This is a genomic window from Streptomyces sp. LX-29 (assembly GCF_029541745.1).
Lineage (GTDB): Bacteria > Actinomycetota > Actinomycetes > Streptomycetales > Streptomycetaceae > Streptomyces.
This window is the reverse complement of sequence record NZ_CP089746.1, coordinates 7,947,179-7,960,450: the sequence shown is the minus strand read 5'-3', so window position 1 is coordinate 7,960,450 and position 13,272 is coordinate 7,947,179. Positions and strand designations below refer to the sequence as shown.

5 protein-coding genes are annotated in these 13,272 nt (G+C 76.8%); all 5 read left to right on the top strand.

Translation table 11 applies throughout. The features are described from left to right. Nucleotides 1-7 precede the first annotated feature (7 nt). The 5 genes from LRS74_RS32320 (at nucleotide 8) to LRS74_RS32300 (ending at nucleotide 13,239) form a co-directional block, all read left to right on the top strand. Nucleotides 8-1,561, top strand: coding sequence for a non-ribosomal peptide synthetase (locus LRS74_RS32320; protein ID WP_277744342.1), 1,554 nt, complete (start codon nucleotides 8-10; stop codon nucleotides 1,559-1,561). 104 nt (nucleotides 1,562-1,665) lie between these two features. Then, complete coding sequence (locus LRS74_RS32315) at nucleotides 1,666-4,914, top strand: amino acid adenylation domain-containing protein (protein ID WP_277744341.1); 3,249 nt, start codon at nucleotides 1,666-1,668, stop codon at nucleotides 4,912-4,914. Further along, nucleotides 4,911-6,092 carry an acyl-CoA dehydrogenase family protein gene (locus tag LRS74_RS32310; protein WP_277744340.1) on the top strand — a complete coding sequence of 394 codons (1,182 nt, stop codon included), beginning with the start codon at nucleotides 4,911-4,913 and terminating at the stop codon, nucleotides 6,090-6,092. Before LRS74_RS32315 ends, LRS74_RS32310 begins: the two co-directional genes overlap by 4 nt. Before the next feature lie 260 nt (nucleotides 6,093-6,352). Further along, nucleotides 6,353-10,366 carry an amino acid adenylation domain-containing protein gene (locus LRS74_RS32305; RefSeq protein ID WP_277744339.1) on the top strand — a complete coding sequence of 1,338 codons (4,014 nt, stop codon included), beginning with the start codon at nucleotides 6,353-6,355 and terminating at the stop codon, nucleotides 10,364-10,366. After that, the gene (locus tag LRS74_RS32300; protein ID WP_277744338.1) at nucleotides 10,363-13,239 is read left to right on the top strand and encodes a condensation domain-containing protein; all 2,877 of its coding nucleotides are present in this window, start codon (nucleotides 10,363-10,365) and stop codon (nucleotides 13,237-13,239) included. Before LRS74_RS32305 ends, LRS74_RS32300 begins: the two co-directional genes overlap by 4 nt. Nucleotides 13,240-13,272 lie beyond the last annotated feature (33 nt).

Sequence of the window (13,272 nt, the reverse complement as noted above, 5' to 3'; positions counted from 1 at the left end):
GGTCATCGTGCAGCCCACGAGCATCACTTCGTCCTATCTCACCCGCTTCGAGGCCCTCGATCGGGGCGCCGGCGCCTTCGACGGCACGCCGCTGCCGGTCACCGGCGCACAGCGGCGATTCGTCCTGGCCCAGCGGCTCCACCCGCAGGGCCGCCCCACCCTGGTCCCGCTGTTCTTCACCTTCCCGGCGGGGACGGTCGACCCGGAACGGCTGCACGCGGCCGCCGGGCACCTGGCCGCCACACACCCGGCGCTGCGGGCCCGCCCGCTGGTGCGCCGCGGGGTGCCGGTCCAGGTGATCGGCACACCCGCCGCCGAGGTGCGCCGGGTGCGGCCGCGCCCCGGGGAAGGTGCCGCCGACGCACTGCTGTCCGCCCTGGGCGACTGGCCCGCGGCGGGGCCCCCGCTGCGGCTCTTCCTCGCCGCCGACGCCGAAACCACCGGGGCCGGGGCCGGAGCCGCCGGTGCCGGAGCCGGAGCCGCCGGCACCGGCGTCGAGACCGAAGCCGGCGACGGCGGCCGGGGGCGGGAGATCCTGGCGATCGTCATGGACCACACCGTCTGCGACGAACAGTCGCTGGGCCAGATCATGGCGGACCTGGGTGCCGCCTACCGCGACCGCCTCGGGCCGCGGGACGTGTCCGCCGAGACGCTGGCCGACGGGGTGTCCGCGTACGCCGAGGCCGTGCGGCTCCAACTCGCCGCCGAGGAGCGGGCGTCCGCGGCGGCCTCCCTCGGGTACTGGGCCGAGCGCCTGGCAGCGCTCCAACCGCCGTCGGACCCGCTCCCGGTCCAGGGGGCCGCGCCCGTGAGCTCGGGCGGCCCCGCGGTCACCGGGGCCGCGGGGCGCAGGCTGGCGCTCGGCGGCGACGCTCGGGCCGCGGCCTTCCCCACCGTGCTCGACGCCTGCGTCTCCGCCGCGCGGACGCTCCACGGACGGCGTTCGGTGCCGGCCCTGGGCTATCCGTGGGGCGGGCGGCCGGCCGCGGCGCCGCCGGTGCTCGGCTGCTTCCTCAACACCGTCCCCCACCCGGCCGACGACCTGGACCGGACCGCACGCGCCTCCGTCTGGTGGGACGACCTCGACCACGCCGACGCCCCGTTCGACGAGGTGGTCCACGCGGCCCGGCGGGCCCGGGTGCCCTGGTCGGGGCGGCTCGACGGGCTCGTCACCTTCGAGGACCTGCACCGCCGGCCGCCGCTGCGGCTCGGCGGCGTCGTCGGGCGCGAGATCCACCTCGACGGGCGCCCCCTCCAGGCTCCGTTCGCCGTGTCCGTCTCCTACGGAGCCGACCTGCTGGTCCGCATGGCCTGGGACCGGGCGGTCGTCCCCGACCACCGCGCGGAGGACGCCTTCGAGGCGCTGGTCGCCGCGCTGGGCGAGCACGGGGACGGGGCTCCCGAGCGCCGCGACCCGGCGCCGCGCGACGACCGCGCGGCTCCGCCGTCCCCCTCCCCCGGCGCCGCCCCCGCCCCCGCCTCTGGCCGTGAACCCGATCCCTCCGACCCCCGTACCACTGCGGCGCCCCTGGCGGCCGCCGCACCGACGCGGCCGAACTGAGCCCACCGGCCCACTCGCCGCACCGCCCCTCCGGCCCGTGCCGTCCGACCGACGCGCGGCGTCCGGAACCCCCACCGACGACCTACCGATCGGAAAGGTTGACCATGTTCGGACTCTCCACATCCCAGGAGATCGTCTGGCTGCACGAGCAGATGCTCCCCGGCAGCCGCGCCTACAACTTCACCGCCACCATCGATCTGCGGGGCGCCCTCGACGAGGCCGCGCTCCGGGACGGACTGGCGGCCTCGCTGGACCGACACCCCGGGCTGCGCCTGGAGCTCGTCGACTCCCCGAGCGGACTGCCCGGCCAGCGGGTCCGGGAGAACTGCGCGCCCCGGCTGCGCACGCTCGACCTCGGTGACGCCGAGGACCCCGAGGCCGCCTTCGCCGAGCTGCTGCGCTCCGAGGCCGAGACGCCGCTGGACACCTACGAAGCGCCGCTGCTGCGCTGGTGCCTGGTCCGCCTCGGCCCCGAGCACCACCGGCTCATCCACGTCGAGCACCACCTCGTCCACGACGGGCACTCCTTCGCGATCCTGCTCCGGGACGTGTTCACCGTCTACCGCGGGCGCGTCCTCAACGAGTCGGTCGCCCTGCCGTCCGCCCCCTCGTACAGCGACCACGTCGCGGCCGCCGACGGCGGCGACCGCGCGGCGCGCCGGGAGGCCGGCCTCGCGCACTGGCGGCGCGAGCTGGCCGACGCCTCGTTCGACCTGCCGCTGCCGGGCCTCGCCCGACCGGGGGCGCGCCGCCGGCACGCGGGCGGCCAACTGCGGCAGACCATCGACGCGGAGCTCGCCGAGCGGCTGCGCGCCCACAGCCGCGCCCAGGGCCACACGCCCTTCTCGACGCTGCTGACGCTCTTCGCCGAACTACTGCGCCGCCACAGCGGACGCGCCGACCTCGTCGTGGGCACGGCCGTGGGCAACCGCCCCGAAGGGTTCGAGCAGACCGCCGGCATGTTCGTCAACACCATCCCGCTGCGGCTGCGGCTGGACCCGGCGGCCGGCGCCGACGAGGCGGTGGACGAGGTCACCGACGGCCTCATCCGCGGGCTGCCGCACCAGGACGTGCCCGTGCAGCTGCTCACCCGCGAGCTGGGCCTGCACACCACGGGCGCGGACAACCCCCTGTTCAGCGTGATGTTCAGCGCCCATGACGCGGCGTTGCCGGAGATCGAGGTGCCGGGGCTGGACGTCTCGCTGTTCGAGGGGTTCAACACCGGGACGACCCGCTTCGACCTGGACCTCGTCCTCATCCCCGACGACCGCCGTACGGTCGGCCCGCGCCGGGGCGTCGCCGGCATGACGCTGGTCTGGGACTACGACCGGGATCTGTTCGACGAGGGCGCCACCCGGCTGCTCTCGGAGCGCTTCCTCGATCTCCTGGGCGCCTATCTGGACTCCCCCACCGCGCCGTTGGCCGGCCTCGCCCCGGCGCCGGTCGCCCCGCGGGACGCCTCGGCCCCTGTCACGAGCGTCGCCGCCACGGGCCCGTACGCCGCCACGGCGTCGGAGAACGACACGGCAGCCGACGTCGACACGACGCCGGAGGTGGAAGCGGTCCTCGACCCGGCCGCCCGGGCCGAGCCCGGTCTCGTCGCCCTGCTCAGCGGCGCCCGGAAGATCACCTACGGTGAACTGGACCGACTCGTCGAGGAGTTGGCCGGGCGGCTGCGTGCCGCGGGCGTGCGCGCCGGACAGCCCGTGGCGGCGGTGCTGCCGCGCGGGGTGGACACGGTGGTGTCGCTGCTCGCCTGTCTGCGCACCGGGGCGGTCTACAGCCCGCTGTCGCCGAACGACCCGACGAACCGGCTGGAGACGCTGCTGCGCCGGCTGCGCCCGGCACTGGTCCTGACCGACCGGCAGAGCGCGCTCTCCCTCCCCGCCGAGGGGCCGGTGCCGGTCGCGCTGCTCGACGCGGACGGCGCCTTCCCCGCGGCCGCGCCCGCCGACGCCGTGGAGCGCGTCGACGGCGCCGCGTACGTCATCCACACCTCCGGCTCCACGGGGCTGCCGAAGGCCGTCGCCGTCGGCCGGGCCGCGCTGGCCCACCACGCCACGACCGTGGCCGGGCGGTTCGCGCTGAGCCCTGGGGACAGGGTGCTGCTGTTCGCCCAGCCCTCCTTCGACGTGGCCCTGGAGGAGGTGCTGCCGTCGCTGCTGGCGGGGGCGTGCCTGGTGGTCCCGCAGCGCGAGGTCCCGACGGCGGCCGAGCTGATCGCCGTGCTGGCGGCCCGCCGGGTCACCGTGGCCAACCTGCCCACGAGCTATCTGCTCGCCGTCCGCGAGGAGCTGTGCGAGGCGCTCGCCGACGGACTGTGGGAGCCGCGGCTGCTGGTCGTGGGCGGTGAGCGGCTGCCCGCCGCGGCGCTGCGCGAGGTGCTGGCCGCCACGGACGCGGCGGTGCTCAACGCCTACGGGGTGACCGAGGCGACCATCACCTCCACCGTGCACGAGGTCTCCGCCGCGGCGGTCGAGGCCGGGGCGGAGGCCGAGGTCCCGTTGGGCACCGAGCTGCCGGGCATGACGGTGCACGTCCTGGACGCGGGGCTGCGCCCGCTGCCGCCGGGCGCGGTCGGCGAACTCGCCGTGTCCGGGGCCGGGCTCGCCCGGGGCTACCTGGGCGGCGCCGAGGCGGCCGAGGCCACCGCGGCCCGGTTCGTCGCGGTGCCGGCGCTCGGCGGTGAGCGGGTCTACCTCACCGGCGACCTCGGCTACCGGGACCGTGACGGCCTGCTGTGGTTCCTGGGCCGCCGGGACCACCAGATCAAGCTGCGCGGGTACCGCATCGAGCTGGAGGAGATCGAGGCCGCGGCCTCCACCGAGTTCGGCGGCCGGTCCTGCGCGGTGGTCCTCGACCGGGACGCGGCCGGCGGCCCCTGCCTGACCGGCTTCCTCGACGGCGGCGCGGAGCCCGACCAGGCGCTGCTGCACAAGACGCTGTCCGCGCGGCTGCCCGCGGCGCTCGTTCCCGCGCGCTGGATCCGGTTGGAGACCATGCCGCTGCTCCCGGGCGGCAAGCCGAACCGCGGCGCGCTGACCCGCCTCGCCGCCGAGGCACGCACGGAGGGCACGGGGGACGGCGGATCGGCGTCGGCCGCCGACGGCTCCGACGGCGGTCCCGCGGACCCGGCCGTCGCGCTGCTGAGTGAGGGCTGGCGGGATGTGCTGGGCCATGACCGGTTCTCGACGTCGTCGCACTTCTTCCAGGTCGGCGGGCACTCCCTGCTGGCCGCCCAGCTCGCCGCGTGGCTGGAGCCCCGGCTGGGCGTCCGTCCCCCGCTGCGGCTGCTGTTCCAGAACCCCGTCCTCGCCGACCAGGCCCGCGCCCTCACGGAGACGACCCGATGAGCCTGACCAGCACCACGCCCTCGTCCGTCCTGGAGACGGAGCACCGTGAGATCGTCGACGCCTTCACGGCGTTCGTCCGCCGCGAGCTGGTGCCGCTGGCGGCCGAGCTGCCGGAGAGCGGCGACCTTCCCCCCGCCGATCTGCGCGGCTATGTCCGCCGCCGCTCGGCGAAGCTGGGCTTCTACGCCGGTGACCACCCCGAGGAACTCGGCGGTGCGGGCATGCCGTTCAGCGCCGTGGTGCAGCTGCACCACGCCGCCGGCCGCAGCGGCTGCCCGCTGGCCCCGTACGCGCTGGCCGGGTCCGACGGCCCGAGCCCGCTGCTGCGCCAGGGCACCCCGGACCAGATCGAGCGTTATCTGAAGCCACTGGTGCGGGGCGAGGCCACCCGCTGCCTGGCGCTGACCGAACCGAACGCCGGGTCGGACGCCTTCCACCTCACCACCACCGCCACCCGTCAGCCGGACGGCGGTTGGGTGCTCTCGGGCCGCAAGACCTTCGTGAGCAACGCCGGACACGCGGACTTCGCCATCGTCGTGGCGCGCGCGGACGACGCCGCCGCGCCCGGCGGGCCGACGGCGTTCGTCGTCGACATGGACCACCCCCGGCTGCGGATCGGCCAGCGCTACGACGGCATGTCCGGTGAGGAGCTGTTCGAGCTGGTGCTGGACGAGGTGCGGCTGCCGGCCGAGGCCGTCATCGGGGGGCCTGCCGGGGTCGGCGCCGCGCTCGGCCACGGCATCGACAGCCTCTCGCGCGGCCGGCTGGTGGTGGCCGCCATGTGCAACGGCCTCGCCGAGTACGCCCTGGAGCTGGGGGTCGGGTACGCGCGGGAGCGGCGGGCCTTCGGGGAGCGCATCGGCGCCTACCAGCATGTGCAGGAGCACCTGGTGACCAGCCGCGCCGAGGTCGAGGCGGCCAAGCTGCTGACGATGGCGTGCGCGCGGTTGGTGGACGAGGGCGCGGAGGTTCCGGAGAACGCCGCGCTGGCCAAGCTGACCTCCTCCGAGACCGCCGTCCGCATCGTGGACCGGTCGCTGCGCGTGCACGGGGCGACGGGGTGGGTGCGCGGCCATCCGCTGGAGTTCCTGTACCGGTACGTCCGGATGATGACGATCATCGAGGGCACCTCGGAGATCCAGAAGGTGATCATCGCCCGCGCCATGGGCCTGGGCTGAGCTCGTGCCCTGGGCAGTCCTGGGCTGAGCCTGCGCCATGGGCCTGGGCTGAGCCCGCGCCAGGGACATGGGCCGCGCCCGTGTCACGGGCGCCGCTGCCTTCATGAGCCGAGCCCGTGGGCCCGGGCCGAACCCGCACCCGGTCCCACGCGCCGTCCGACGCCCCGTCGTCTCCGGTGTCGCGCCCTCGCGACGCCGCCCCCTCCTTTTCCCGGCCTCACCCTTCGACGCCGCCTTCCGGCGTCGCCCATAGAGGAATCATGACCACTTCACCGCACACCCCCCTGGCCTCCGTGGCGTACGGCGGCTCCGCCCCCGCGGACGGCTGGGACGACGTCCTGGCCCGGTACACCCACTGGGTCCAGCGCGCCCCGCACGCGCCCGCCGTCGAAGACGGCGCCCTGAGCTGGACCTTCGCCGAACTCGACGTCCTGGCCGAGCGGACGGCCGACGCGCTGCGCGGCCGGGTGCGCCCCGGCGACCTGGTGGCCGTCTGTCTGGACCGTTCCGCCGCGCTGGTCGCCACGGCCGTCGCCGTGGCCCGACTGGGCGCCGTCTACCTTCCGCTGGGGCCGCGCCCCGGTGAGCGCCGGCTGGCCGTGGTGACCGGTGGGCTCCGCGTCGCCTGCCTGGTCACGGCGCCCGACACGCTCCCCGAGGGGTACGCGACCGGGGCCCGACTGGCCCTGCCGCTGCCCACGGCCGGCGCCAACGCGGCGGCGGAGGTCGTCGCCGCCTTCCCGGCCCACGTCCCCGCCGCCGACCCCGCCCCGGCCTCCGCGACCGGGGGCCCCGCCACGATCGCGGCCACCGACCCGGCCGCGGGCCGCGCCACCGACCCCGCCGCGTCCGGTGCCGAGCGTCCCGCGGTGCCCGAGGGCACCCTCTACGCGATGCTCACCTCGGGTTCGACCGGAGTGCCCAAGGCCGTCGCGGTGCCGGGGACGGCGCTCGCCGCCCGGATCCGCTGGTACGCGGCGCGCACCGGCTGCCGGCCCGGGGACCGGCACAGCCTCCTGGTCGGCGTCTCCTTCGACCCGCACATCCTGGAGCTGTGGACCGCGCTGACCAGCGGAGCCACGCTGGCCGTCGCCCCGGACGAGGTCCGCTGGGACCCGCAGACCCTGACCTCCTGGTGGCGCCGGGCCGGGGTGAGCGTGGCGATCCTGCCCACCCCGTTGGCGGAGATCGTGCTGGAGCGTCCCTGGCCGGAGCTCCCGGCGCTGCGTCACCTCACCATCGGCGGGGACCGGTTGCGCCGCCGGCCCGGCCGGGATGTCACCGCGCGCGTCGACAACGCCTACGGCCCCGCGGAGGCGTGCGTGGTCGCGACCACGCACGCCGTGGAGCCCGCGGACGGGGCGGCGGCCGTCAGCGCCCCGCCGATCGGCGCGCCGTTGGACGACACCGTCGTCTGCGTCACCGACCCCGCCGGGCGGGTCGTCCCGCGCGGTGAGCCGGGCGAGCTGCGCATCGGCGGCGTGGGGCTGGCGACCGGCTATCTGGATCCCGAGCTGACGGCCCGCCGCTTCGTGGCCGCGCCGGCGGAGGTGACCGGCACCGACCGCGTCTACCGCACCGGGGACCGGGTGCGGATGCGGCCGGACGGCGTGCTGGAGTTCCTGGGCCGCCTGGACGACCAGGTGAAGGTGCGCGGCGCTCGGATCGAACCGGCCGAGACGGAGGCCGCGTTCGAGGAGGACCCGCGGGTGCTGCGCGCGGTCGTCGCGGCCGAGACTCCGGCGGGCGGCGACACCCGGCTGATCGCCTTCGTACGGCCGGTGCCCGGCGCCGAGCCGCCGACCGCGGCGGAGCTGCTGGACGCGGTGCGCGGTCGGCTGCCCGAGCAGGCGCAGCCGTCGGCCGTCCGGTTCGTCGACGCCTTCCCGCTCGACGCCAACGGCAAGGTGGACCGGGCGGCGCTGCTGGCCGGGCAGCGGCCGGAGCGGGAGTCCGCTCCGGCGGCCGCAGCCGGAGCCGGTGCGAGCACGGGCACCGAAGCGGTGGTCGTCGAGGTCTGTCGGACCCTGCTCGGCAGGCCGGAGCTGGGTCCCGGCGACAACTTCCTGGCCTCGGGGGGCGACTCGCTCACCGCCGGCCGGCTCCTGGTCGCTCTGGAGGAGCGGTTCGGGGTGCGGCTGCGCGCCCCGCAGGTGCTGCGCCAGCCCGATCTGCGCGGCCTGGCGGCCCTGGTGGACTCCCGGGTGGAGCCCCGCCGGGAGGACCGGGACGGCGCGGAGGCGCCGATGCCGACCGCGCGGGGAGTCGATGCGTCGACGCCCGTCCGGGAGGCCGCGGGCGCGGTCGCGGTCGCGGACGTTCGCGGCGCCGCTGCGGCCTCACCCGAGCCGCGCGGAGTGCTCGCCCGGGTGCTCGACCACGCCGGCACGACGCCGTCCGCGCTGGCGGTCACCGACGGCGAGGTGACCATGACCTACGCGGAACTGGCCTCCGCCGCCCGCCGGCTGGCCGGGGCGCTGCGCTCGCGCGGCGTGGGGCCGGGCACCGCCGTCGGCCTCCTGCTGCCGCACTCGGTGGGCGTGGTCGTGGCCGGTCTCGCCGTGTGGTGGGCCGGCGGCCACTATGTGCCGCTGGACGCGGCGTACCCGCGGTCCCGTACGGACGCGATGCGCGCGGACGCCGGGGTCGCCCTGACCGTGGGCCACAAGGAGCTGCTGGAGGGGGCGGGCATACCGGCCGCCGAGGCGCTGGTGCTGACGGCGTACGGGGTGCCGGAGGACGGGTCGGCGGAAGAGCGGTCGGCGGACGGGGCGCGGGCGGACGACGAGCCCGACCTCGCGTCCGACGATCTCCCGACCCCGGTCACGACCGACCCCGACGCGCTCGCCTACGTGATGTACACCTCTGGTTCGACCGGCCGTCCCAAGGGCGTGGCGATCACCCAGCGGGGCGCGGCGTGGCTGGCCTCCGCGCCCGGCGGGCTGACGGTCGGCGTACGCGACCGGGTGCTCTGCCACTCGGCGCTGACCTTCGACGGCTCGTCCTTCGAGCTGTGGATGCCGCTGGCCAACGGCGCCGCGGTGGCCGTCTCCACCGGCGGCCGGCAGTCGTTGGAACGCCTGGCGCGGGATGTGGAACGACTGGGCGTCACCGTGGCGTTCCTGACCACCGCGCTCTTCCACCATCTGGCCGCTCGCCGCTCGTCGGTCTTCGGTGTCCTCCGCGCGGTGGTCGTCGGCGGCGAGGCCATGGCCGCCCGCCACGCGCGTGCCGTCCTGCGCGCCCACCCCTGGCTGGAGCTGGTCAACGCCTACGGACCGACCGAGACCACGACCTTCGCCACCGGCCATCGGGTGCGCGACGCGGACTGTGACGCCCCGCCGCCGATCGGCCGCCCGGTGGCCGGTGCCACGGCGCGGGTGCTGGACGAGCGCGGCGAGCCGGTGCCCCCGGGCGTCCGGGGTGAGCTGTGGGTCGGCGGCCCCCGCGTCGCGGCGGGCTATCTCGGGCAGCCCGAGCGCACGGCCGAGCGCTTCGTCGCGCACGCCTCCGCCGGCCGGCTCTACCGCACCGGAGACCTGGTCTCGGCGCGCCCGGACGGCACGCTGGACTTCCACGGGCGCGTCGACGAGCAGGTCAAGATCCGTGGGTTCCGGATCGAGCCCGGTGAGATCGAGCACGCCCTGCGCACCCACCCGGGTGTGGCGGACGCCGCCGTGGCGGTGGCGCGGCCCAGCGACGACGACGCCCGCCTGGTGGCCTTCGTGGTGCCCGCCCTGCCCGACGGGCTGGAGGGTCCCGCCGGCTCCGGGCGTCCGGCCGCGACGGAGCTGCGCGCCCACCTGGCCGCCCGGCTGCCGGCCCATCTGATCCCCAACACGTGGTCCGTCGTGGACGCCCTGCCGCTGTCCGGCGGGGGGAAGGTGGACCGGCAGGCCCTCGCCGAGCGCGCGGTGCCCGGCTCCGCGCAGCCGGCCGAGGACCCCGGCCCGCCGTCCGTGTGGGAGGAGCTCACCCCCGTGCAGCAGGCCGTGGCCGACGCCTGGGGCCGGGCGCTGGGGTGCGAGGTCACCAGTCCCGCCGCCGACTTCCTCGACCTGGGCGGACACTCGCTGCTGGCGCTCGGCGTCGTCGACGACCTGCGCCAGGAGCTGGGCGTCGAACTGACCCTCGCCGCCTTCTTCGCGGCGCCGACCGTGGCCGCACACGCGGTGCTGGTGGAGCGGGAACTGATCGGGGCGTACGGGGCGGAGGCGGAAGCCGCCGAGGAGCAGGCGCCGGTCGCCGCGGACGTGACGGGAGACGCACGATGAGCGGCACCGCCGCCGAGACCTCCCGACAGGAGGCGCTGCTCCGGCTGGCCCGTCGGCGGAGCGCCGACGCCCGGGCGCGGCTGACGAACGACGGCGCGGCACAGGCGAACGACGCCCCGGCGCGGACGACGGATCCGGCCGCGGCGCCGACGGCCCCGGGCGGATCCGCGCCCGGCATCGCGCCGCTCTCCCACGCACAGCACCGGATGTGGCTGATGGAGCGCCTCGGTCAGGGCGGCGCCGTCTACAACGTGCCGCTGGCCACACGGGTGCGCGGCCCCTTCGACGCCGAGGCGTTCGCCCGGGCGGTGACCGGGCTGGTGCGGCACCACGAGGTGCTGCGGACGCGCTACGGCCAGGGGCCGGACGGCGAGCCGTACCAGGAGGTCACCGCCGCACGACCGGTGCCGGTACGGACGGTGACGACCTCCGGGGACACGGCGGAGCGGCTGCTGCGCGAGGAGGCGGCGCGCCCCTTCGATCTGGCCGCGGGCCCGCTGCCGCGGGTCCTGCACCTGCGGCACGCCGACGACGACCACACCGTGCTGCTGACGTTCCACCACATCGCGGTGGACGGCGGCTCGGTGGAGATCATCGCCCGCGAGCTCGACGAGCGCTACCGCGCGGAGCGGGAGCGGCCCGCGGCCGACGCGGGGACCGGCGCCGCCCACGGGAGTGCGGAGGCCCACGGCAGGGCCGAGACTCGCGGTCGCGCCGAGGCTCACGGTCGCGCCGAGGTCCATGGGGCTTCGGAGGCCCGTGGCGGTGGGGACGCGGCCGCGCGCACGGCACCGCGCTACGCCGACTTCGCCCGGCGCGAGCGGGCCGGCTCACCCGCGCTGGAGACCGGACTGGCGTACTGGGCGGAGCGGCTCGCGGGCGCCCGGCCCGTCCCACTGCCCCGCGCGGCGGCCGACGGCCGGGGCGAGGCGCGGGTGCTCGCCGCGCCGCTGGGGGCGGCGGCCCTGGACGGACTGCGCGCGACGGGCCGTGCGCACCGCGCCACACTGTTCACGGTGGTGCTCGCCGCGGCCTTCGCCACGCTGCTGGAGGCGACCGGCGAAGAGGACCTGGTCATCGGCTGTGCCAGCAGCCACCGCGATCTCGCGGGGGCGCGCGACCTGGTGGGGCTGTGTGTCAACACCCTGCCCATCCGCCCCGACCTGTCGGGCGCCGCCGACTTCTCCACCCTGCTGTCACGGGTACGGGACGCGCTGCTGGAGGCGCAGCAACACCGCCACGTCCCCTTCGACCTCATGGTGGAGCGGCTCGGCGCCGCCGTCCGCGACAGCACCGGAGAGCCGCTGGTGGGGGTGACCGTCGACCTCCTCGGGCCACCCTGTGGGCTGCGGCTGGCCGACGCCGTGTGCACGCCGCTCGACATCGAGCTGGAGGGGGCCAAGTTCGGCCTGGGTCTCTATGTCGACGAGGGCACGGACGGCACCGGGCCGCGCTGCCTGGTGCGGTACGACCGGGGTCGGCTCGACGCGGCCGCCGCGGGGGCGCTGTTGGGTCGTTTCGCGGGGCTGCTGGAGTCGGCGGCGGAGGATCCGGGGCGCCGGCTGTCGCGTACCGTCGGGGCGCCGGAACCCGTGGGCCCGGACGAGCCGCACGCACCGGACCGGGCACCGGAACCGGAACCGGCATCGGCATCGGCATCGGCATCGGCATCGGCGAAGGCGTCGGCCCGGGACGGGGAGCCGAGCCCCTCGGTCTCCGTCGTGGCGGAGGTCTTCGGCGAGCTGCTGGGCGAACGCCCCGGCCCCGACGGGGACTTCTTCCTGCTCGGCGGCCATTCCCTGCTCGCGGTGCGGGTGGCCGAACGGCTCCGGGAGCGGCTGCGGGCACCGCTGACCGGTCTCGACGTGCTGGAGCACCGCACACCGCGGGCCCTCGGCGCGCTCCTGGACGGACGGGCTCGGCCAGCGGTCGAGCGCGCGGCCGAACGTACCACCGCGTCCACCGCGCCCGCCCGCGCCGGCACGGTCCTGGTCACCGGCGGCACCGGCGGGGTGGGGGCGTTCGTCCTGCGGGAGCTGGCCGCCCGCGGGCGGCCCGTCCGGGCGCTGGCGCGGCCGGAGTCGGCGCACCTGGTGGCGGCCGAGGGGGTCGAGGTGGTCCAGGGCGACCTCGCCGACCTCGGGAGCCTGCGCGCCGCGGTCGACGGCGTGGACTCCGTCATCCACGCCGCCTGCACCTTCACCTCCCCGGAGGTGGACGTCGCGGCGATGCGGGCACTGCTGGACGGCTGGCGGCGCGGTGCGTTCGTCTTCGTCAGCAGCGTGGACGCGTACGGTCGGCCGTCGGTCGTGGAGGTGGCCGAGGACACCCCCTCGGAGGAGCCGCTCAGCGCGTACGGGCGGGCGAAGCTGGAGTGCGAGCGGATGCTGTGGGAAGCCGCGGGCACGGGTGGCCGAGGTGGGGCGAGCGTGGTGCGCGCGCCCATCGTGTGGGGTGCCCACCCCCGGCTGCGCGACCAGCTGCGCTGGGGCGCGACCGGCACGCTCTTCCAGGCGGCCCGGGCCGGGGATCCGGTGGTGCTGCCCGCCGCCGGGGCGGTGCCCGCCTCGGGCCACACCTGGTCCGGGGCGCCGTGGGTGCACGCCGCCGCGCTGGCGCGGGCCCTGGTGAGCTGTGTCGAACGGCCCGCGCACGGCACCGTCAACGCCATCGGCGGGCACGTCGACTGGGCGGAGTTCGCGCACGAGCTGATCCGTCTGCTGGACAGCCCGAGCCGGATCGTGCCCGCGCCCGAGCCGGCGCCGGGACTGCTGCACCGGCACCGCTACCGCGCCGAGGCGCTCGCCGAGGAGCTGGTGGCACGGCCGGGTGAGGACTGGCGCTCGGTGATCGCCGCGATGCTGGAGCTCTGACCGCGGCGTCGGTCGGGCCGCTGAGCCTCGGGC

Bases quoted from the DNA above. Each gene is read 5' to 3' on its own strand.
- LRS74_RS32315 (WP_277744341.1), top strand. From the start codon at position 1,666: ATGTTCGGACTCTCCACATCCCAGGAGATCGTCTGGCTGCACGAGCAG.
- LRS74_RS32310 (WP_277744340.1), top strand. From the start codon at position 4,911: ATGAGCCTGACCAGCACCACGCCCTCGTCCGTCCTGGAGACGGAGCAC.
- LRS74_RS32300 (WP_277744338.1), top strand. From the start codon at position 10,363: ATGAGCGGCACCGCCGCCGAGACCTCCCGACAGGAGGCGCTGCTCCGG.
- LRS74_RS32305 (WP_277744339.1), top strand. From the start codon at position 6,353: ATGACCACTTCACCGCACACCCCCCTGGCCTCCGTGGCGTACGGCGGC.